The sequence below is a fragment of the Pseudobdellovibrionaceae bacterium genome (assembly GCA_015163855.1).
Taxonomy (GTDB): Bacteria; Bdellovibrionota; Bdellovibrionia; order Bdellovibrionales; family UBA1609; genus JAAOIH01.
The window spans coordinates 19375-41896 of record JAAOIK010000011.1; the positions used below are offsets into that span (position 1 = coordinate 19375).

21 protein-coding genes are annotated in these 22522 nt (G+C 32.4%); 20 read left to right on the plus strand and 1 reads right to left on the minus strand.

Annotated elements, in window-relative coordinates:
• Positions 1-34: 34 nt before the first annotated feature.
• The 20 genes from HAW63_01760 to HAW63_01855 all read left to right on the plus strand — a co-directional run bounded on the left by HAW63_01760 (position 35) and on the right by HAW63_01855 (position 21404).
• Positions 35-457, plus strand: a complete 423-nt coding sequence (locus HAW63_01760) for a DUF721 domain-containing protein (GenBank protein MBE8162696.1) — start codon at positions 35-37, stop codon at positions 455-457.
• A 150-nt stretch (positions 458-607) separates the two neighbouring features.
• Positions 608-1252, plus strand: a complete 645-nt coding sequence (locus HAW63_01765) for a hypothetical protein (protein ID MBE8162697.1) — start codon at positions 608-610, stop codon at positions 1250-1252.
• A gap of 15 nt (positions 1253-1267) precedes the next feature.
• Positions 1268-2272, plus strand: coding sequence for a 6-phosphofructokinase (locus tag HAW63_01770; GenBank protein MBE8162698.1), 1005 nt, complete (start codon positions 1268-1270; stop codon positions 2270-2272).
• Between the two features lie 248 nt (positions 2273-2520).
• Positions 2521-3828: a sigma 54-interacting transcriptional regulator gene (locus HAW63_01775; GenBank protein ID MBE8162699.1), complete on the plus strand. Its 1308-nt coding sequence runs from the start codon at positions 2521-2523 to the stop codon at positions 3826-3828.
• Between the two features lie 58 nt (positions 3829-3886).
• Entirely contained in the window at positions 3887-4642 is a 756-nt protein-coding gene (gene kdsB / locus HAW63_01780) for a 3-deoxy-manno-octulosonate cytidylyltransferase (protein ID MBE8162700.1), read from the plus strand.
• Positions 4643-4650: 8 nt separating this feature from the next.
• Positions 4651-6360: a CTP synthase gene (locus HAW63_01785; protein MBE8162701.1), complete on the plus strand. Its 1710-nt coding sequence runs from the start codon at positions 4651-4653 to the stop codon at positions 6358-6360.
• On the plus strand, positions 6357-7376 hold the full coding sequence (locus tag HAW63_01790) for a KpsF/GutQ family sugar-phosphate isomerase (GenBank protein MBE8162702.1): 1020 nt from the start codon (positions 6357-6359) through the stop codon (positions 7374-7376). The genes HAW63_01785 and HAW63_01790 overlap by 4 nt, the downstream gene beginning before the upstream one ends.
• A gap of 104 nt (positions 7377-7480) precedes the next feature.
• Entirely contained in the window at positions 7481-8230 is a 750-nt protein-coding gene (locus HAW63_01795) for a hypothetical protein (protein ID MBE8162703.1), read from the plus strand.
• Between the two features lie 9 nt (positions 8231-8239).
• Complete coding sequence (locus HAW63_01800) at positions 8240-8953, plus strand: outer membrane beta-barrel domain-containing protein (protein MBE8162704.1); 714 nt, start codon at positions 8240-8242, stop codon at positions 8951-8953.
• Positions 8954-8956: 3 nt separating this feature from the next.
• Positions 8957-10453, plus strand: a complete 1497-nt coding sequence (locus tag HAW63_01805) for a tetratricopeptide repeat protein (protein MBE8162705.1) — start codon at positions 8957-8959, stop codon at positions 10451-10453.
• On the plus strand, positions 10443-14132 hold the full coding sequence (locus HAW63_01810) for a hypothetical protein (GenBank protein ID MBE8162706.1): 3690 nt from the start codon (positions 10443-10445) through the stop codon (positions 14130-14132). Before HAW63_01805 ends, HAW63_01810 begins: the two co-directional genes overlap by 11 nt.
• The gene (locus HAW63_01815; GenBank protein MBE8162707.1) at positions 14132-14386 is read left to right on the plus strand and encodes a hypothetical protein; all 255 of its coding nucleotides are present in this window, start codon (positions 14132-14134) and stop codon (positions 14384-14386) included. The genes HAW63_01810 and HAW63_01815 overlap by 1 nt, the downstream gene beginning before the upstream one ends.
• A complete protein-coding gene (locus HAW63_01820) occupies positions 14386-15882 on the plus strand; it encodes an AgmX/PglI C-terminal domain-containing protein (protein ID MBE8162708.1) in 1497 nt (498 codons plus the stop codon). The genes HAW63_01815 and HAW63_01820 overlap by 1 nt, the downstream gene beginning before the upstream one ends.
• Before the next feature lie 62 nt (positions 15883-15944).
• Positions 15945-16640 carry a MotA/TolQ/ExbB proton channel family protein gene (locus tag HAW63_01825; protein ID MBE8162709.1) on the plus strand — a complete coding sequence of 232 codons (696 nt, stop codon included), beginning with the start codon at positions 15945-15947 and terminating at the stop codon, positions 16638-16640.
• A gap of 33 nt (positions 16641-16673) precedes the next feature.
• Positions 16674-17132 carry a biopolymer transporter ExbD gene (locus tag HAW63_01830; GenBank protein MBE8162710.1) on the plus strand — a complete coding sequence of 153 codons (459 nt, stop codon included), beginning with the start codon at positions 16674-16676 and terminating at the stop codon, positions 17130-17132.
• Between the two features lie 23 nt (positions 17133-17155).
• The gene (locus HAW63_01835; protein ID MBE8162711.1) at positions 17156-17665 is read left to right on the plus strand and encodes a hypothetical protein; all 510 of its coding nucleotides are present in this window, start codon (positions 17156-17158) and stop codon (positions 17663-17665) included.
• A gap of 61 nt (positions 17666-17726) precedes the next feature.
• A complete protein-coding gene (locus HAW63_01840) occupies positions 17727-18530 on the plus strand; it encodes an LPS export ABC transporter periplasmic protein LptC (GenBank protein ID MBE8162712.1) in 804 nt (267 codons plus the stop codon).
• Positions 18531-18572: 42 nt separating this feature from the next.
• On the plus strand, positions 18573-19295 hold the full coding sequence (gene lptB, locus HAW63_01845; GenBank protein ID MBE8162713.1) for an LPS export ABC transporter ATP-binding protein: 723 nt from the start codon (positions 18573-18575) through the stop codon (positions 19293-19295).
• Between the two features lie 71 nt (positions 19296-19366).
• Positions 19367-20761 (plus strand): RNA polymerase factor sigma-54, encoded by a 1395-nt coding sequence (rpoN, locus tag HAW63_01850; GenBank protein ID MBE8162714.1) that lies wholly within the window; start codon positions 19367-19369, stop codon positions 20759-20761.
• A 52-nt stretch (positions 20762-20813) separates the two neighbouring features.
• Complete coding sequence (locus tag HAW63_01855; GenBank protein MBE8162715.1) at positions 20814-21404, plus strand: N-acetylmuramoyl-L-alanine amidase; 591 nt, start codon at positions 20814-20816, stop codon at positions 21402-21404.
• Positions 21405-21436: 32 nt separating this feature from the next.
• Here the strand turns inward: HAW63_01855 and HAW63_01860 are convergent, their stop codons facing one another.
• Complete coding sequence (locus tag HAW63_01860; GenBank protein ID MBE8162716.1) at positions 21437-22522, minus strand: RluA family pseudouridine synthase; 1086 nt, start codon at positions 22520-22522, stop codon at positions 21437-21439.

The window sequence follows — 22522 nt, forward strand, 5'->3', positions numbered from 1 at the left end:
TGATTTACTTACTTTGTATGTCACACCTATATGTATGTCTAATAAAAAACCAACTACAGCAACACCTAATACCTCTTTAGCATTTAAAAAGCCATTTAGACCTTCTAGAGTATCCCGCTTAGAAACATCTGCCCATGTTTTAGAGTCCACTTTTAAGGGCAAAAGTTTTTTTTCTCAGGGTTTTATTCGTTGGAGAGTTTGGGGGTCGTGGTCTAATATTGTGGGCGAAGAGTTGGCAAAACACACAGAACCAGTGTTTCACCGCGATGGGTGTTTAAGTATTTGGGCCGATACACCGGCCCTGGCTCAAGATTTGTCCTTTTCTTCAGAGCTTTTAAAGCAAAAAATTAATGAATTTGTAGAGTCAGAGTGGGTTAAAAGCCTGCGCATCACCTCTTATAAAAAGCAAAGCTCTGTTAAAAAAGAGATGATAAAAAAACTACAGTCACTTTTTTAGTTTCATTGTTAAGCAAGAGTATAATAAAAATGTCTATTTTCTAGTCATTTTTTATAAGCAGTACAATTTTTATAGCCTTTTCCTTTTAGTTATCTTTAGTCTAGCTAGACTCTGGCCGAGTAATTTTACAGTAATAGAAAGGGGAAAATTATGAAAACCTTATTTTTGAAATTATTAATGGCTAGTTTATGTTTAGGGACTGTTGCTTGTGGGCAAATAGAGTTGATGTCATTAGACGAAGCAGGCTTTGTAGCTTCTTCACCAGAAGCTAGAGTAAAAGCTACTGAAGCTAGTGCAGAAAATTTTATTGGAGCTCATAAACTGGTAAATAAAAAATTTGGAAAAAAGCAGATGACACTAATTAAGTCTTTAGCTAATTCTAGTAACCCTTTTGCTTTAGCTCAATTGATTTTGGATAAAAAAACGACCTTGTCCGAGTTACTCACTTGGGCAGATACATTAATAAATGCTATTAATGCGGTGAGCTCTCCAAATACTGCTAAAAAAATAGCAGAAATTACCGCTTTAAGAAATGCTACAACTGACAGAGACATAAGAAGAAGGTACACAGAGATTATAGTAAGAATGACAGCCGCAAGCTCTGTAACTAGAGTAAATGTTACCTCTTTAAAAAGACATGTTGAGGGAGGGATTCGCTCTACGAAAAGAGCTCAAGAATTTATGGTAGGTGGAAGTATTTGGGTGACTGCATTTTTCTTACTATTTGCCACAGATATTTATGACAAAGTTATAGATATAGAAATCACTTTACAGTATTTAAAAGAAAATTTATAGACAATGTAGTAAAACATGAAAAATAAAGTTTTAGGAGTATATACTAGTGGAGGAGATGCTCCAGGAATGAACGCTAGCTTAAGAGCGGTTGTGCGAATGGCTTTGCATTACGGTTGGAAAGTGATTGGCATTGAACAGGCTTATAAGGGCATGGTAGAAAAACAATTTAAACCTTTAGGTTTAAGTGATGTTGCACAGATTATTCAAAGGGGCGGAACGGTTTTACAAAGTTCTCGTTATCCTGATTTTTTAAATAAAACGGTTAGAGAAAAAGCTTATAATAATTTAAAAGAGCAAAACATTTCCTCTTTAGTTTGCATAGGAGGAGATGGGTCTTTTAAAGGCCTTTCTGCTTTACACAAAGAGTTTAATATAAATGTGGTGGGTATTCCTGCTACCATCGATAACAACATTTACGGAACCGATTTGTCTTTGGGAGTAGATACCGCTAGTAATGTGGTGCTAACGGCCATAGATGATATTCGAAACACAGCCGACAGCCATGGAAGAGTTTTTTTAGTAGAAGTTATGGGAAATAATTGCGGCTTTTTAGCTTTACATACTGCCTTGTCGGGAGGGGCAGAAGATGTTTTTTTACCAAAAGATAACTTAAAAAGCAAACTACCAAAAGTGGTAGCCAATATTCAAAAAAGAAAAGCCCGAGGAAAGAAGGGGCATATTTTAGTAGTGGCAGAGTCTCCTAAAAAAGAAGGATACTCTCACCAAGTGGCTAAACAGTTAAGAGCTCTTGCCCCTAGTTTAGATGTTAAAGTTTTTATTTTAGGACATATGCAAAGGGGAGGGGCACCTACCTGTTTAGATCGTTCTTTGGGTTCTCGATTTGGTATTAGAGCGGTGGAGTTATTAGAAAAAATGTACACCACTAAGAATATAGAACAATGGGCAGTGGTTTTAAAAGAGGGAAAAATATCTGAGCTTATTTTAGACGAAGTGATTAACCAAAAAAAAGCATTAGAAGAAGATATTTTAAGCGATTACATTCATATTTTAGCAGGTTAGTTATTTAACAAGTTCGGTATTCGGACATATTTTTTTAAGTATTTCGGATATTGGTTATGAGGTGGGGGTTTTAATAAACAAAACGAAAACGACACTATTTTAAAGCAATAGTATTGTATGATTTTAGTTAGAAGAATTTCTTTTTTATCTAGTTAAGGTTAGAAAGGCTATATCTATTTATTTGAAAAATAAATAGTGTAAATATAAACCGGCGATATAAAAAAGATTTTTAGCCAAAGGATAAAAGCATGTACACTAAAACTTTAACACAAAACCAAAACTTACCTCATATAGGAGGCGTAGCCAGCTTACTAGTAAAACAAGAGGGACACAAAGAGCAAGTTGTAGAAGTGGGTGAATTTCTTACTATTGGAAGAGACACGGTAAACCAGGTAGTGTTTGATGATCCTTTTTTATCTTCTCGTCACGCCAGATTAGAAAAAAGAGAAACTGGGTATTTTATAAAAGATTTACAAAGTCATAATGGCATTTATGTTAATGGAGTTAAAGTGGGCGAAGCTGCTTTAGAACATTTTGATAAAATTCATATTGGCAAAATAGAATTTACTTTTTTGATGCAAAAAAATAAAGTAATTTCTGACTCCTTTATGGAAAGTAAAAATGAAAACTGGAATAAAGTTTTATTAAGTATTCCTAAAATTGCTAACAGTGACTTTGCTGTTTTAATTTATGGGCCTTCTGGTAGTGGTAAAGAAATTATTGCACAAAACTTACATAAAAATTCTAAGCAAGGTAACTTTCCAATGATTAATGTTAATTGTAGTGCTTTAAACGAAAGTTTAATTGAAAGTGAGTTGTTTGGTCATTTAAAGGGGAGTTTTACGGGCGCTCAGCAAGATAGAAAAGGCGCTTTTGTTATGGCCTCGGGAAGTACCTTATTTTTAGATGAAATTGGTGACTTACCTTTGTCATTACAGCCAAAACTTTTAAGAGCTTTAGAGAACCAAGAAATTAAACCTGTTGGGGCAGACAAGCCCATTAAAACAAATGTTAGAATTATTGCAGCAACACATAAAAACTTAGCTCAAGAAGTGGCAAAAGGTAACTTTAGAGAAGATTTATTTTACCGATTAAATGTTTTAAAAGTTACAGTACCTAGTCTTACCGAAAGAGAAGAGGATTTTGAATCTTTATTGTATTTTTTTGCCAAAAAATTTAAAGTAAGATTTTCTTTTATGGCCATACAAGCATTAAAAAAACAAAAATGGCCAGGTCAAATTAGAGAGTTAAAAAATACTGTAGCAAGGGCTGCGGCTTTGTTTGGAAAAAGCGAAGTTACCGAAGGGCATTTGCCAGATATTATTTCTAGCGAAGATTTAAGCTTAGATAAAGACAATTTTTTTTCAAAAACTTACGACAGTTTAGAGCCAACCACTCTTAAGGTGTTAGAGAAAAAGGCGATTTACGAAAGATTGTCTGCTAATTTTGGAAATCAAAGAAAAACAGCAGACGAGCTAGGTATCCCTAAAAGCACTTTGCACGACAGAGTAAAAACTTATGAAATTGATGTTAAAAAATTTAAAAAAAATCGCTAAAAACGGCTAGAAAGCCGAGGGTTTTACAAAGCCCTTTTGTTGGTGTAATAAGGCAGGTATGAAAGTTGTTGGAGTAATTCCTGCTCGCTTAGCTTCGGCTAGGTTTCCATCGAAATTATTACATATAATTGCGGGAAAGCCACTTCTTCACTGGGTGGTAGAAAATGCTTTAAAGGCAAATTCTTTAAACTCTGTAGTAGTGGCCACCGATAGCGTAGAAATTAAAAACAGCTTGCAATCTTTTTCCGTAGATGTGGTTATGACCGATTCTAATTTAGCCTCGGGCAGCGATAGAGTATGGGCTGCGGTTAAAAATACTTCGGCCGATATTATTGTAAATATTCAAGGTGATGAAGCCTTGTTAGAGCCTGTCCATATTGACAAGGCGGTTAAATCTTTATCTTTGGCAATTACAAAAAATAGTTTGGCAGTAAGTACTTTAGCAACCGCTTTGCCTTTAGGAGAAGAAGACAATCCTAATAGTGTTAAGGTAGTTTGCAATCATCAAGGCCAAGCTATTTATTTTAGCCGTTACCCTATACCTTATTCTCGCACAACAAGAACAAAACAAGATTCTTCTTTGCAGCACATAGGTTTATATGCCTATACTCGCAAGGCCTTACAGCTATTTTGTTCTAAGCCTCCTGTAGCTTTAGAAAAAGGAGAGCGGTTAGAACAATTGCGATTGCTGTATTGGGGAGTTCCTATTTATGTAGAGCAAATAGAACAAAAATTAATTGGGGTGGACACTTTAGAAGATGCTAAAATGGTAGAAGCCATTTTATTAAAAAAAGAAAACAGCAAAAAAAAATGATTTAAATTATGAGTACAAAAACAAAAGTAAAAACACAAACAAAAATAAATAAAAGTAAAAAAGCCAATAAACATACAAAGTATATCTTTGTTACAGGAGGGGTGGTGTCCTCTTTAGGAAAAGGTTTAACTGCTGCAAGCTTGGGTTCTTTATTTAGGGCAAGGGGTTTTAGTGTTAGCCTTATGAAGTGTGACCCTTATATTAATGTAGACCCTGGCACGCTTTCACCTTTTCAGCATGGAGAGGTGTTTGTTACTGAAGATGGAACAGAAGCAGATTTAGATTTAGGTCATTACGAAAGATTTTTAGATTGTAATTTAGGAAAAAACCACAGCATTACTACGGGGCAAGTGTACGAAAAAGTTATTGCTAATGAAAGGCGAGGGGATTATTTAGGCGGTACGGTACAGGTTATCCCTCATATTACTGATGAAATTAAGCGGCGTATTTATATGGCTTCAGAGTCGATACCTAAAAAAGCATCGTCATTAAAAACTAACCCCCCAGTGGATATTTCTATTGTGGAAATTGGGGGAACAGTAGGAGATATAGAGGGGCTTCCTTTTTTAGAGGCCATTCGACAAATTGGTTTAGATTTAAACAGCAATCAAGTGGCCTTTGTGCATCTTACTTATTTACCATACTTAACAAAGGTGGAAGAATTAAAAAGTAAACCCACTCAGCACTCTGTAAAAGCTTTAAGAGAGATTGGTATTCACCCTAATTTTTTAATTTGTAGGTCAGAAAAAAATGTCTCTTTAGATGTTAAGAAAAAAATCAGTGCTCAATGTAGTGTTAGATTAGAAAATATTATTTCAGCCACAGACTCTAATAGCATTTACGAAGTGCCATTAGCTTTAGTTAGTAATAAATTAGACTTACAATTACTTAAACATTTTAACATAGCTCCAAAAACTTTAAAATTACAAAAATGGAAAACTTTAGTTGCCAATCTTAAGGCGCAAAAGAAAGAAGTGACTATTGCTGTTGTTGGAAAGTATGTACATTTAAAAGAAAGTTATAAATCTTTGCACGAAGCCTTAGTGCATGGATCTGTTGCCAATAAAGTAAAAATAAAAATTAAATATATAGATTCCGAAAAAATTACTGCTAAAAATATAAAAACTTTGTTAAAGGGAGTGGGAGGAGTGTTGGTTCCGGGAGGTTTTGGTCATCGCGCTATCGAGGGAAAATTAGTGGCTATTAATTATGCTAGAAAAAATAAAATTCCTTTTTTTGGAATTTGCTTAGGTTTGCAAATGGCTATTATTGAGTTTGCAAAAAATGTTTGCAATTTAAAATCAGCAACTAGTGAAGAATTTATAACTAAACCTAGTGATAAAAAACATTGTGTTATTGCTTTAATGGAAGGGCAAAAGAATCAAGAAAATAGAGGTGCAAGTATGAGGTTAGGGGCTTACTCTTGCCAGCTACAAACCTCTAGTTTAATTTCTAGTATTTATAAAAGTAAAAATATTTCAGAAAGGCATCGTCATCGTTATGAGTTTAATAATCAATACCTACCTACTTTAAAGCAGGCGGGTTTAGTGTTTTCGGGTGTTAATAAAAAAATGAACTTAATAGAGGCAATAGAATTAAAAAATCACCCTTGGTTTATAGGCGTTCAATTTCATCCCGAATTTAAATCTAGGCCTTTAAAGCCTCATCCTTTATTTGTTAGTTTTATTAGTGCTATTTTAAAAAAGGAAAGTGTATGAATGACAAAGAAATTATATTAGCAGCACAACAAGTTTTGCATTTAGAGGCCAGTGCCGTTAACGACCTTAGCCAAACCTTAGGGGCTGATTTTTGTAAGGTGGTTAAGGCCATTGTTGCTTGCAAGTCAAAAATTGTATTTTCTGGAATTGGTAAATCAGGGCAAATTGCTAGAAAGTTAGCTAGCACTTTTAGTTCTACGGGAAGCCCTGCTATTTTTTTACACATGGCCGAAGCCATGCATGGTGATTTTGGTGTGTTGTCTAAAGAGGATTTATTAATTGTTATTAGCTATAGTGGCGAGGGCACAGACTTGGCGGCTTTGTTAAAATATGCCAGTAGAAAAGCCATAAAACTGGTAGCTATTACTGGAAACAGCAATAGTATTTTGGCAAAAAATTCTAGCTGGTGTTTAAATATTCAGGTAAAGCAAGAGGCTTGTCCTTTGGGCCTAGCGCCCACCTGTAGTTCTACGGTAAGTTTAGCCTTGGGCGATGCCTTGGCCGTAGCGGCTTTAGAGCTTCGCGGTTTTAAAAAAGAGAACTTTGCAGAACTGCACCCAGGGGGCAGTTTAGGAAGACGCTTGTTAACTAAAGTTTCGGACTTAATGCACACCAAAAATCTTCCTTTTGTAGATGTCGAAGAAAATTTTTTATCGGTTATGTCTTTAATGACTTCCTCTAAAGTTAGAGGAGTTGTTGGGGTGTTAAAAAATTCTCAATTAGTGGGTGTGATTACCGATGGAGACATTCGTATTTTTTTACAAAAGGTTACAGGAGATATTCGGTCACAAAAAGCTAAAGATATTATGAGCACCTCTCCTAAAAATATTGCGTTTAATGTGTTGGCCGAAGAAGCTTTACACGCTATGGAGCAATTTAAAATTCAAGCACTATTTGTGTATAGCAGCGCCTCTTCTAATGAAGTTAATGCCAAGGGGGTTACTCTTCCCGATAAAGCTTTGCAAGTGGTGGGGTTAATTCATTTACAAGATTTGTTACAAGCTAAAATACTTTAGTCTAGTTACTAAGTAATATTTAAATATTTTTTCTTTCATCTCTAGACTAGTCTAAATACTTTGCTTGCTTGCTTGCTAAGAGTTTTTTGTATTACTCTAAGTATGTGAAAACTATTAGTTTTATTTTATTTATTTTGTTTTTTGCTAAAACTTCTCTTCAAGCCAAAGCCTTAACCTTTGATTTAGACTTTTTGCCAAAAGAAACCGTGTTGCCTTTGGTAGAAGACAGAGTATTTGTTAAAAATAAAACCATTTTATTAAATAATCAATTAAGCTTAGGTTTTGGTGGAGGGGTTTTGTTAACAGAAGCTTTGTTTAATAATGCCGCCGGTTTTTTATCTTTAACATACAACTTTACCGAACTTCATGGGGTATCGCTAAATACTTTTTATAGAGTGCCAGGATTGTCTGATGCGGGTAAAAAGGCAGATCAGGCTTCTGCAAAATTTTCCTTAAAATTAGTTCCTCAACTAACCGCTTTGCACTATGCGATTTATAAATATACCGCCTACTATGGAAAAATTAGTTTAAGTCATGATTGGGTTATGAACTTAACAACATCGGTAAACATGGGAGGGGGGGTTGCGCAATATAACGATGCTAAATTCCCATTAGTGGCACTAAATGCCGATCAAAGTTTTTATTTTAGTTCAAACTTTGCGTTTAATGTATCTTTAGGTTTATTTTTTTATAAAGGCCCAGATTTTTTTTGCAAAGACAAAGGGGAATCTACTGCAGACCAAGCTTGCGTAGATCGGCCACCCGATCCCGTTCGTAGAATTACCTCTAAAGAATTACCTAAAGAGTGGAAAAACCACACCTATTTACAAACGGGATTGATTTATTTATTTTAAGGAGTATTTTTGTTAAAACTATTTTTTATTTTTTTATACCTTTCTTTAATTCTTCCTTCGGTTAGTTTTTCTAAACCTAAAGAACATTGGCTTCATGTGGATGGAGAAAAAAACTTTTCTAATATTATTGTTATATCTAAAAAGTTTTTAAAAAAAACAAACAGGCTTGAGGTTTTTACTTATGGAGCTACCAGCATTAACAATGCCTTTTATTTAAATGCAGCGCCAGGCTTAGATATAACCTATTATTTTAAAGAAAAATATGGAGTTAGTTTTTCTTATTTGTATTTTTTTAACTCCGCCAAAGAAATAAAAAGTAAGTTAGATCGATCTACTCTTAGGGCGCAATTAGGGTTTTCGCCAAAACAGTTTGTGGGAATGTATTTTCATTGGTCGCCCATTTATGGAAAGTTAGCTTTTTTTAATAAAAAATTAATCCCCTTTGATTTGTACTTTGCCTTAGGCTTGGGGCAGGTTAGTGCAGAATATAGAGAGCGTAATGAGGGTGGGGAAAAAGAAAAAATCACACCTTTTAAAAGCCTGTCTTTTTCTGCGCAAATGGGGCAGCAATTTGCTTGGAGCCCCGATGTAGCTATCCATTGGAAAATTTTATGGAACGCTTTCCCTCTACCTTCGGGTGGTAAGATAACAGGTGTTGCTAATGATATTTTATTTGGGCTAGGTGTTAGCTGGTTCTTTGGTGGTAAAAATACAGGCAGGTAAATTATGAAAATAAAAATGTTAAATAATATAATTATTTTTTGTAGCTTACTGATATTTACGTCAAAAGCTTTTTCTGCAAAATCTTTTTCTACTCGCACAACAGCTATTAATAAAATTTCTTATTTAATTAGTTCGGGCAATAGTAAAAAAGCTTCTGTTAAACTTTTGTCTTTGTTGCGATTTAAAGAATATAATAAATCTAAGCCACGAGTGTATTTTTTATTAGGCTTGGCCTTTGAAAAGTTACAATTAAAACGCTCTTCGGTTTGGGCTTTGTTAGAGTCTATAAAAAGTTCGAAAGGTAAGGGTAGGTATGCTCAAACTAGTTTAACTCGACTATTGTTAACCGCCAATTCTATAGAAGATAACCAGTCTATTAAAAAAGCATTGTCTGTAATGTCTTTAACCAGATTTCCCTCTAAATATCGAGCAAAATTATATTATATTTTAGCAAAAAACTATTTTGAAAAACGCAATTTTAGTAAAGCTGTTCGTTACTTTTTTAAAATTAAAAGAGGCAATGCTTTGTACTTTTTGTCACGATACTTTTTAGCTAATTCATTAGTGGAGCAAGGAAAGTTTACGCAAGCTTTACGAGTATTTAAAAAAATTGTGCAAGCAAGCAAGCCTTATACTAAAATGCATACGGCAGCTTTACTGGGACAAGCTAGAATTTACTATCAACTAAAACGATGGAAGCGAGCGTTAAAGTTATATTATAACATACCTAGGGATTCTGAGTTTTGGGTAGAAGCTTTGCAAGAATCTGCATGGACCGAGCTAAGGTTAAATAAGTTAAATATGGCTTTGCGACATTTTCAAACGATTCACTCTTCTTATTATAAAAGAAACTATATTCCAGAGTCTTTAATTTTAAGAGCTGTGGTTTATTTAAAGCTATGTAGGTACGAAGAGGTAAAGAAAATTTTAAGTATTTATAATCAGGAGTATAAAGGTGTATTAAGCAATGTTTCTTGGTTATTAAGAAAAAAGAGAGCTTTGTACTCTTTTTATATTAAACTATTAAGAAAAAAGAATGTAGAATCTTGGAAGGCAAAACTGGCAAGCTCGGGCCCAATTAAAAAACTATTTCAACAAATTATTGGATTAGCTAAAGAAAGAAAAAAATTAAGAAGACTATTTTCTTCAAGATCCTTAGCGGCTAGGCCCGTATTTAAAAACATTAAATCAAATTTATTGTACTCTAAAAGCTATTTAAGAATTGCGGGAGAGTTAGAATTAGTTAAAATGCGAAAAGAATTAATTAATTTAAAAAAACAAAAAGATTTTATTCGTTATGAATTGTTAAAATCAAAGCAAACCAGTATAAAGAAAAAAATTGCAGAAAAAAAACTAGGAATTAAAAAAGAAGAACAAGAAGAGGATAAACGAAACTATTATATTCAAAATGGATATGAATATTGGCCATTTCAAGGAGAATATTGGTTAGATGAACTAGGTAATTATTACTATATTGGGGGCTCTAGCTGTGCAAGATAAAAGGCCTTTGCTAATTAGTATTTTAATAACGATTTTTTTAAACCCTTTGGCGTACGGAGGGGGTAAGTCTTCAGTTAAGTTAAATAGAAAAACAATTCATCTTTCTAAATTTTCTAAAACACAAATAGCTACAAAGTCAAAAATACAGTTAAAAGACATTAGGCCTCCTGTATCTAGGCAATTTAGCTTTCCTCCAGGAACAGATTTACAAGAATTAGAAACGGTTACTGACGAAAGTATTAAATACCTTTTTAATTTAGCAAAACGATACAAAGCCGACAGAGACAGAGCAGATATTTGGCTGCGCTTAGCTAAACAATATTTTGAAAAAAGCAAATTGGTTAAATTAAAATTACATGAACGCTATCACAAAAAAAGAAGGCACAGAAAAAGAATCAATTTTAACTCTTCTTATGTTTATAATAAAAAATCTTTAAAACTGTACTTATGGTTTTTAAAAACCTTTCCCAATGAAAAAAGAAGTGAAAAAGTTTATAGCTTTGCTATAAAAAATTATTTGTTGTTTGACCAAGTAAAGAAGGCCGCTGCTTTATACACTACCTTTTCTAAAAAATATTCCAGCAGTTTATTAAAAGAAGAATTAAATTTTTTAATTGCCGACTATTATTTTTCTAAGTTCTTTTGGAAGCAAGCAAAAAAGTTTTATAAGCAAGGTTTAAAAAGCCGTACAAAAAGGCTTAAATATTTAATTTACTATAAATTGGCTTGGGTTAATCACAAAATGGGAAAATATAAAACGGCATTTTCTTATTTAACTTTAGTTTTAAAAAATACTCAATCGGGCAAGTTGTTTTCTTTTAAAAAAATAGCCATTCGTGATTTACCTTATTTTTATAGTAGGTATGGATCAGGCTCATCAGCAAAAAAAATGTTTTCAAGATACATGTCTAACAAACAAATGAAAAAGTCTTTAGGGTTATTAGCCAGCTATTACTTGTCAGACGGAAGGCGCAGTGATGCTGTTTATATTTGGAGGCAGCTAATATCCATGAACCCTATGGAAGAGGGCAGCTTTGAATATGCTTATAAAATTATTCAATCCTATAAGTATAGCCAAATAGTAACTAAAAATATTCTTTTAATAAAAAGGTGGCTGTCTAATTATGGGCTTAATAGCCAGTGGCTTAATCGAGATTATAAAAACCGCAAAAAATATGTACAAAAGCAAGAAGAATATCTTCGCTATTTAATAGCCACTTTTTATAATAAAAAAGCGACTAAAAATAAAGCTAAGCGAATGCGTAGTTTATTGTCTTTATACCCGCTATATTTAAAAAGTTTTTCTAACCAAAAATGGAATAAAAAAAAGCTGCTAGAAATAAAATTTTTATATGCAGACTTATTGTTTGATAAAAAAAAATATGCAAAGGCTCAAGGCCAATATAACGAAATTGTTTCTTTTGGGCAGTCTTCATTTTATAAAAAAGCACTATATAATAAAGTTTTATGCTCGGAAAAAAGAATTCTTTCTTACAATCAAGTAAAAAAAAGAACTCGTAATTTTTCTAAGATATTACCTATTTCAGGAGTAGAAAAATTATTCGAAGCTTCTGCCCTACATTATTTAAGCTCTTATGCAGATTTAAATTTAGAATATCGTTTAGGTTATTTTTATTACAATAGATTGCAGCTGGCGCTGGCAGATAAAACCTTAAATAGTTATTTAAACCATGCCGCAAAATCTAAGAGAAATAAAGTGGCTAGAAAGCAGGTGATATCTTGGTTGGTAGACATTTATAGTAAACAAAAAAAATATGAAAAAATTAAAACGCTATTTGAAGCAAATACCGCTGTGGCAAGGTCTAAAAAATTTCAACATCAAAAAGACAAAGTTTACTTTAAGGTGGCTGAAAATTTAGAAAAGCAAAAAAAGTATTTAAAAGCTATTAAAGAGTATGAAAAAATTGATTTAAAAAAATCATCGTTAGCCACACCAGCTTTATTTAATCGAGCCAATCTATATCTTAAAATTAAAGATATAAGCAAGGCTGCGTTTTTTTTACAGAAAATTAAATTTTCTAAAAATAAAACTTTATATAAAAAAGCAAAATTGTCATTGGTTTCTATATACAGAGAAAAAGGTTTGTATGTTAAGGTTGCACAAGCTTTAGAAAGCATGGCTAAAAATAAATTTAGAGAATCAGCAACTTGGTACTATAATGCAGGAATTTTAAGAAAAAGTTTAAAGCAGTATAAATCAGCTATAAATGATTTTAATAAATTTTTATTACTATCAAAAAATGTAAGAAAAAAAAGAAAAGTAAAACTTTTGTTAGTAGATTTATATATAGCTACTAATCAAGTTAGTAAGTCTATAACTCTTTTAAAAAAATATTATCGCACTAGCACCAGCAGTAAAGAAAAGTATTTTATAGGCGATAAAATAATAGGTTTGTACAAAAGGCTAAATAAACCTAGTAAAGCAGGTTGGTGGCAAAAAAAGTTATTTTCAAGCTATGTAAAAAACAGAAGAACTTTTAATAAGTACCCCAGAATTTTACAGGTAGTGGCAAAAATAAAATATACTTATGCCAAACAAGCCTTCTCTAAATTATTACAGCTTAAATTTAATAAAAAATTAAAACTACAAACACTAACTAAGCAAAAGTTAGCTCTACTAGAGAAAGTTCAAAAAGAAGCTAAAGCAGTGGCTAGTTTAAATAATTCTGACTATTTATTAAAGGTGTTAGTTTTAGAGGCAAGAGCAGAATCGCATGTGGCTAATTTTTTTACCAGCCTTCCTGTTCCTAAATCTTTAAAGGGAGATGACAAAAAAGCGTATATTAAAGGTGTAAAAAAATTTACAGATCCTATGTTGTTGCGAGGAAAAAAATTATACGAGCTAACTTTAGAAAAAGCATACGACTTTAAAATTTACAACACAACCGTAGTGTTTGCATATAATCAAATAGCTAGCCAAGAAGATTCTGTAAAAAAACCGTATATATCTTACTTCGAAAGGCTAAAAGTTAATTTTACCACTAGTGGGCAATTTTTATATAAAGGTAAATACAAACAAAAATTTACCACTTTCATTGCTATGAAAAAATTTGCCTTATCGGGCATTGCTAATGAAAATGGTAACCAAGACTACTGGTATATTTTATCTGCCTCTTATATTGGGCGAGGTTTTTTAGATTTAGCAGATATTATTTTAGAAGACAAAGGCTTGTTAAAGGCCAATGCATCGGCCTATTACAATGACAAAGCAGTGTTAGCCTTAAAAAGAGGAGAAATTTCCGAAGGCGTTGCATTTTTAGAGAAAATTTCTAAAAATACTTTATTGCAAAACAGTTATGCAGGTATTAATTTAGCCTTTGTTTATGCCAGCTACTCTGAGTTTGCAAAAGCAAAGGGCATTTTCGATTATTTTAATAAAAAAAGTTATGCTTTTTCTATTATGGATTTAAACAATTATGCCATAGTGGCCGAGCTTTTGAAAAAATTTAATAAGGCAAAAAAACTATATAAAAAAGCACTAACAATAGACGCAGAATACTCTTTGGGCTTATTTAATTACGGCTATTTTTTATTTCAAACTAATCAAAAAGGTGCAGATATAAGCTCTCTTTTAGAGCGGGCTAAAGTATGGAATAATGACAAAAGGCTATTAAAATTAATAAAACTACTAAACAATAGGGTGGGGAGAACTATTTAATGCCTAAGTTATTATTGTTGTTTGCATTTTTATTTTATTCTTCTGTGCTTTTTGCTAAAAAACCTAGCAAAAACGACACCATTCGTTTTTCTGAAGAAACCATTGAGGGGGAATTTAACACCACCGATTTGTTTTATTTATTAAAAGAAGATTCTTTAGATAACCGCTATTTATTTAAATTAAGAAATCACTTTAAGCCAGAAATGAAAGCAACAGGATTAAATTTAGAAAAATCCTTTGGAGGCTTTAATTAATGTTTAAAAATAAAAGAAAATTTAAAAATACTTTTGCTCCATCTAGTGAAAATGATTCATGTTTAGATATAGTATCTCCTAGCTCAGGTAGTGTTATAGAGGTTTCTACTTTTTGGAAAGAAAGACTACTTCAAGTTTATTCTTTTCCTAAAAAAGGTTCTGTGTATTTGTCTAATAAAAAAGATGGAGCAAATTTTGTAATAGCTCCAAAAGAGTACTCGGCAAAAAACAAAGCAAGATTACTAAAAATAACTAATAAAGCGGTAGAATGTTATCCCGTTAAGTCTACATTTTCTTATTACTCAAAAAAAGGCGAAGTTCCTTATTCCGCTTTGGTAGAATCTTCGCAAATAGTTCAAAAATCGAAACAAACCTGTATTATTTTAAAGCAAGGTGAGTTAGTTCGCCTACATTCTAAATCCAGTGATTTTCAAATTACAATTAGTTACAAAAAGCCATCTTCTTCTGCTAAGGCTGGAGCATTAATTAGTATGAGCTTATCAGAGCTTAGCGTATTGGCACTATCTTTTGTAGCTTTGCTATTTTTGTTTTTATACAATACGGCCATAGAAGAAAAGGCTGCTAAAACTCCTTTAGAAGTTAAAAAATTTGTTAGTGTTAGTTTTAAAAAAAACAAACCCACTCTTATTAAAAAAACAGTAGTGGATTCGGGCATAAACAAGCCTAAAAAAAGTACTGCTAAAAAGAAAAATCCTAAAAAAAGGATTGTTGTTAAATCAAAACCTTCTGTTGTAAAGCACAAAAAAGTTTCTAAAAAAGGGACCGCTTTTAAAATTAAAAAAGGCAAAACTAAAGCCAGTGTTTTGGGTCGTAAATCAGGCGGACTAAGAAAGAAAAAAGTAGATGTTAAATCGGTAGGAATCTTAGGTGTTTTTGCTAAATCAGGTAAGCAGAAAAAAATAGCAAAGTTGGGCGCTGGGTCGGGTGGCCTATATGGTTTAGCTCGATCAAAAGTTAAAGGTTCGGGGGCGGGTAATTCTTCCGACCGTTTGGCTACGCGTTTTGGTTCTGGGTTAAAAAGAAGTAAAGGGGGAAGTCCAAACTCCACAGTAAAATTAGGTTCGGGGATTGGAACTTACGGTTCTCCTAATGGATTGTCTGGAGGGAGTATAGACTTGGGTAGCCCTAGCAAAGTTAGTATTTCTTATGCGGGAGATGTAGGAGATGATTTTGTTGGTGGAGGAGTAGATTCTGCTGGTATTTATCGAGTTATTCAAGCTCATAAAAATGTTATTCGATTTTGCTACCAAAAAGAACAAGATTATTATCCTTCTTTAGGAGGTTTGGTAAGTTTATATTGGAAAATTAATAGCAAAGGGCGAGTAGTAAATGCAAATATTAAAAAATTAAGTTCTTCTAAGATGAGAGGTGTGGGAAATTGCATTGTTAAGAACTTAAGGTCTTGGATTTTTCCAAAGACACCTAAAGGAAGCTTTCAAGCAGTAGAATTTCCATTTAGGTTTAAAGGCAAATAAAGTAAATAAAGTAAAAAATAGAATAATAAAAAATAGAATAATAAAAAGAAAAGGAGAACAGCATGACAGAAGAGGTAACAGCAGCAGTAGTAGGTCACTGTAGTACGCAGGTTAATTTCATTGCAAAACATTTTTGCGAAGGTGGAATAGCTATGTACTATATTGCAGCCATCGGCATAGTATCTTTATTTTTAGTTATAGAACGCTTTTTGAGCTTGCGAGCTTTAAGTATTTCTAGAGAAAGTATTAACACAGGGGTTTTTAGTGCAATTTTATCTGGCAATCTTAAGTCTGCCATTGCTTTTTGCGACAGCAACCCAAGGCCTTTAACAAATACTTTAAAAGCGGGTTTAATTCAGGTTTTAAATAAACGACCTGACGAAGAAGTGCAAGTGGCTATGGACGCCAGTGTGTTACGCGAAATTCCTAGAGTAGAGGGGTGGTTTAATTTCTTAGCCGTATTGGGTAACATGTCAGTGTTAGTAGGTTTGGTGGGAACTGTTGTGGGACTAATTATATCTTTTGGAGGTATAGCCCTAGCCGATAATTCTATGAAAGCTATTTTACTTTCTCGAGGAATTTCAGAAGCCTTAAACTGTACAGCCTTTGGATTGATGGTTGCCATTGTTGCTATTTTATTTCATGGATTTTTTAGTATTAGAATTTCTAAAGAAACCAGTTTAATATTAGAAAAAAGTATGGAAGTTATGAATTTAGTAACTTCTAACAGAGATAAACTAAAAAACACAATGGCCTAGCAAGGTAAGTGGCTGCTTATAAAATAAGGAATTATGGATATTCAATCACATATTCGATCTAATAATATTAATGGGGAACTAAACATTGTTCCTTTCATTGATTTATTAAGTGTTTTAATTATTTTTTTATTGTTTACTTCTGTATGGTCTCAACTATCTATGATAGAGCTAGGCAGCTCTATTCATGGTAAACAAACAGAAAGCAACGCTAAGAATATAAAAAATAAATCCAGTTTAAGTTTGTCGGTTTTAAAAAAAGGATATTTATTACGCTTTTCTGGAAAAAGCATATTTATTTCTAAAAAAAATGGAGAATACGATAGTGTAAGGTTAAAATCTTTATTAAAAAACTATAAAAAGAAATTTCCAAAACAAGTAACGGTAGCGATTAGTATGCCTAATCAATTAGAATATCGATTTTTGGTAGAAGCTATGGATTACTTGTTATCAGAAAACTTATCTAACCTAACTATTTCTGCCGAAGCATTTTAATATTAACTGAAGGGAGTTGCGCTATGCCAATACATGTTCCAGGTTATAGAAGCCAAAAATTACAAGCTAATAAAGAAGAAATTAAAAGCACTTTGTCTTTAACTCCTTTAATTGATTTGTTTGTAGTTCTAGCTGCTTTTTTATTACAGCAGTTTTTGCAAAATGGCGAAGCAGTAGAGCTTCAAGATAGTGTAGCCTTACCTCAAGCTAGTATAGTAAAGCCTTTAAGGCCTTCTTTGGTTATAGTTTTATCTAAAGAAAAAATTGCAGTAAATAATACAAAAGTAGCCACTTTTGATGATTTAAAAAACCAAAAACAATGGATATTTGCTCCCTTACTAAAGGCTTTAAAAAAAGAAATTGTCTTAACTAAAGAAAAAGACAGCAAAAAAGCAAATAATAATATTAAAGTTACTATTCAGGCAGATAAAGATATAGACTTTTTATCTATTAAAAAAATTATGTATACCATTACCGAATCTGGATTAAGTGAAATGAGTTTTGCTGTAATTAAAAAAATAGAAAATAAATAACTTTCTTTTAATGAAAAAATTTTCTGGCCTTTTTATATCTGTTGGCATATTTTGTGTTTTTTTGTGGAGTATTTTTTATTTACTAGAAGAGCGAAAAAACTCTTGGAATATTGTTATTAAACAAATAACTCACGACAAAGTAATTACATCTATCGAAGGCTTTAGTGCCTTTAGAAAGTACAAAACATATTTAGTGTCGGTGTTGGCAAAAACAGCTATAGAGAATGATAGTAATGAAAACAGGCGCTGGGTATTAAAAGATATTACATTAACTGTAAAGTGGATTGCAAAATCTAAAGCCTTAAAGCCTAAAGTGTTAATTTTAAAATCGCAATCTGCAATTTTTGATAAAAGCATAGGCTTACTAAGATTTACGGATACGGCTTATATCAGTTTTTCTAAATACAATGTAGAAGTACAAGATTTGCAATATGACTTTAAAACTTCGCAGTTATTTAGCAACACAAAGGTGGCAATTAAAAGTAATACTTTTTACATTACATCTAAAGGTTTAAAACTTAATTTAACCCCTTTACAAATAAAATTATTTTCAAAAGTAAAGTTGCAATTTACCAATCAACTTTCCGGAAGCAGTATTACATCAGAAAAGCTAAGTTATAATTTTAAAGATCATTTTGTATTTAATAAACAAGTAAAAATTATTCATAAAGCTTATAAAAGTTTTTCTAATCAATTAATTTTTAATAATTCTAAAGAACAACTACAATATGCCTTAAAGGGAAATGTATCTATATTTATTGGAGGGCATAACTTTAAGGGGCAAATGATTTTATTTAACCCAATAGACCAAAGTATAGAAATTAAAAAAGGAAAAATTCAAGTAGATGAAAGTTTAAATTTTTAAAGATTACTGTTGTGATAGATAATAGTTTGCTAAGCTAAAATAGTGTTTACTTTAAAAGTACAAAATATATCTAAATCTATAAAAAAAATTAATATTCTTTCTGACATATCTTTTAAATTAGAAAGTGGAAAAATATTAGGTCTGTTAGGGCCCAACGGGTCTGGAAAAACCACTTCATTTTATTCGGCACTAGGCTTAATCTCCATAGATGCTGGGCAGATTTTATTAAATGACGAAGACATCACTCATATTCCTTTTTACAAAAGAGCAAAAAAAGGTTTAATTTATTTGCCTCAAGAACCCAGTGTTTTTGCCGAGTTAAGCGTTAAAGATAATTTAAAAATTGTTTTAGAGTCTAAAAAGCTGTCTCGCATTGAAACACACGAAAAATTAGAAGGCCTTTTAAAGGAATTTGGTTTATTAGCTAGCATAGGCAAGAAAGCTTACCAATTGTCGGGGGGAGAGCGTCGTAGGCTTGAAATTGCACGGTGTTTAGCTTTGGACCCTAAATTCTTATTTTTAGATGAGCCTTTTGCTGGACTAGACCCTGTGGTGATTTTAGAAATTAAAAGTTTTTTAGAAAATATCCGAACTAAAGGTGTAGGGATTCTTATTACGGACCATAATGTACAAGAGACGCTTAAAATATGTGACTCTGTTGTAGTGTTAAGAAACGGAAAAGTAATTGCCTCGGGCTTAGTAGAAGATGTTGCAAAAATAGAAGAGGTAAAGGAATTTTACTTAGGATCTAATTTTCGCCTATAAAATAGCGAAAATAGATTTAAGTAAAACAACCTAACGAGGAGATTGATATGTCACAAAAATTAAAAATGTCTATGAAGTTGTCCCAACAACTTAAAATGAGCCCACAGTTGCAGCAAGCCATTAAGTTACTACAAGTATCTAGGTTAGAGCTAGCTTCTTCTATTCAAAATGAATTAGTAAATAACCCTTTATTAGAAGAAATGGTAGAAACCATTGACCCCGAAGAGGCAAGTAGAAAAAAAGAAAGTGTAGAGTCGGATTCTAATTTAGAAGAGTTAGGTGATGTTTCTGATTTTGAAACTGGAGCAAACTCTGATTTAGATTGGAGAAAACTAAACAAATCGGTTTTAGCTTTGTCTATGCAAGGAAAAGATGACTTAAATTATGAGCAAATATTAAGTAAGTCAGTTAGTTTGGCAGAACATTTAGAGTGGCAGGTGCAGGTATCTATATTAGATAAGGAGCAAAAAGAATTAGCTTATTTATTAATAGACTCTATTGATGATGATGGATACTTAAGTACGGCTTTAGAAGAAATATCTAAAAGCAGTGATGTAGATTTAGAAGATCTAGAAGAAGTGCTGCTACATATTCAAGAAATGGACCCTCCTGGAGTGGGAGCAAGAAACTTGCAAGAAAGTTTAATTTTACAAGCGAAACATCATCAAGAAGATACTCCAGATATTTTAAATATTATTAACAATCACTTTTCTGATTTAGAAAAAAAAGATTTTAAAGCCATAGCGCAAGCATTAAACTATGATGTTAAATTAACTAAAGAGCTGTGTGAAATTATTTTAAATTTTTCGCCACAGCCAGGACAGGCCTTTACTGTTACCTCGGCAGGGACTTATGTTAGTCCAGATATTTATATTGCTAAAAATGCAGAAGAGTATGTGATTTTTTTAAACCAAGAGGGGTTGCCCAGTTTGCAAATTTCTCCTTCCTATAAGGATTGGAAAAATGATAAAAAAATGAAGTCGTATGTAGACGAAAAATTTAAGTCAGCAGTTTGGATTATTCGCTCGTTATACCAGCGACAAAAAACTATATATAGAGTAACCGAATGCATTTTAAAAAGACAGTTAGATTTTTTTGAAAAAGGACCAGAATATTTAAAGCCTATGATTTTAAAAGATGTATCTCAAGAAATTGATGTACATGAATCTACAGTAAGTCGTGTTGTAAGTAATAAGTATGTGCATACTCCAAGGGGCTTATTATCTTTAAAATATTTTTTTAATTCTGCAGTAGCTTGTACTGATGGTAAATTAATTTCTAGTGCTTCGGTAAAAACAAAAATTAAAAAAATCATTGCTAAAGAAGATCCTGCGCGACCTTTTTCTGATCAAAAGTTAACTAAATATTTAGAAACAGAGGGTATTCAAGTAGCGCGAAGAACTGTTGCTAAATATAGAGAGCTATTAAAAATTTCACCGGCCTCTAAAAGAAAGAAAAGTGCTTAAATAAATGCTAATTAACTGCGAGCATCTATCTCCTAATTTTGACAACAGGGAGATGGATGCACACTTTATAATTCTTCATTATACGGCTTGTTCGTTAAAGGAAGCCTTAAATATTTTTTTAGATCCTAAAGCAAAAGTTTCTGCACATTTCATTATTGACACAGATGGAACAATCTATAACTGTGTTCCTGTTAATAAAATAGCTTGGCACTCTGGAAAAAGCCGCTTTTGTGATCATAAGGGTAAGAAGTGGGAAAGCTTTAATGATTTTTCTATTGGTATTGAGCTGGTTAATTTTAATGGAAATTTGCTACCTTACTCAAAGTTACAGTATCAAAGCTTATTTATGCTAGTTAAACATTTACAAAAAAAACACCCTCTATTAAATGATCCCGACCACATATTAGGGCATGAACATATTGCTGGCTTTCGAGGAAAAGCAGACCCAGGTTATTTGTTTGATTGGAAGCAGTTATTTTCTACCTGCTATTCAAAGCAATCAAGCTTTCCTAGAGAGGCTGTTATCAGTAGTAGTTTGTTAGAAAAATATACAAAGCAGTTAGTTTTAAAAAAAGATACAGATATTAATTTTAAAAATTTAAATTTGGTTTTAGAAAAAGATATTTTGGAAAACAAAAAATAAGGTAGTAAAAAATAAAATAGCTTATCTATTTTTTATTCTACTAAGTTACAAAATTCCAAAGCTTTCATTAAGTCTTTTAAATTTTCTGGAACACCTATTTTAAACCGTAGTTCTTTTTTGCTTACAGGGTGGACAAAGCCTAGTTCGTAAGCGCACAAAGCCAGCCTGTCTAAATTTTTTATTAAATTTTGCATAGGTATATCTGCAACAGACTTCCATCGATTAGACCTTCCGTACAAAGTATCACCCAATATAGAGTTTCCCTTTTCTGACATATGCACTCTAATTTGATGAGTGCGGCCTGTTTGCAATTGACACTCCACTAAACTAACTCCACAAGCATGTTCTTTTAGCATTTTGTAATGAGTAATGGCTTGCTTAGCATTAGTCTTTTTATTCTTTAGTGTGCTTTGTTCTTTATCGGTCTGGATTAAAGAGGTTACTAGGGGTGAATCATTAGAAACTACCGCCATACTGTTTTTAATATTTTTAGTAATGCTAGCAAATTTTTTTCGGTTTCTAGGGTCTCGTTTTAACCAGCTAATAATACTGCCTTGAGGAGGGTAGGCTTGACCAAAAACTAAAGCCCAGTACTTTCTATGAGTGGTTTTATTTTTAAATTGCTCGGCTAAAAAAGCATGGCTTTTATTATTTTTTGCAATCACTAATAAACCACTAGTTTGTAAATCAATACGGTGAACAATACCGGGCCGCTCTTCATTAAAACCCATGGATAAAGAATGGCAGTGGTGTAGTAATAAATTAACTAAAGTGTGTTTTTGATGTCCTATGGAGGGGTGCACAGCAATTCCAGAGGCTTTATTAATTACCGCGAGATGTTCGTCTTCAAAAATTATATCTATGTCAGCATTCCAAGGTTGCAAGTGGGTTTCTTTTTGTTGTAGAGGTATTTGAACAATAAGGATGTCGTTTTTTTTAACAGTATATGCAGTTTTTAATACTTTTTTGGTTTGTTGATGCACCACAGAGTCATTTTTTATTATTTTTTGTGACAAAGTTCTAGAGTCTATTTCGGGTAAATTGCTAATAAAAACATCTAGTCGTAACCCAACATCTGTATCTTTTACGCTTACGATAATTTCTTTTGTTTGTGCCAT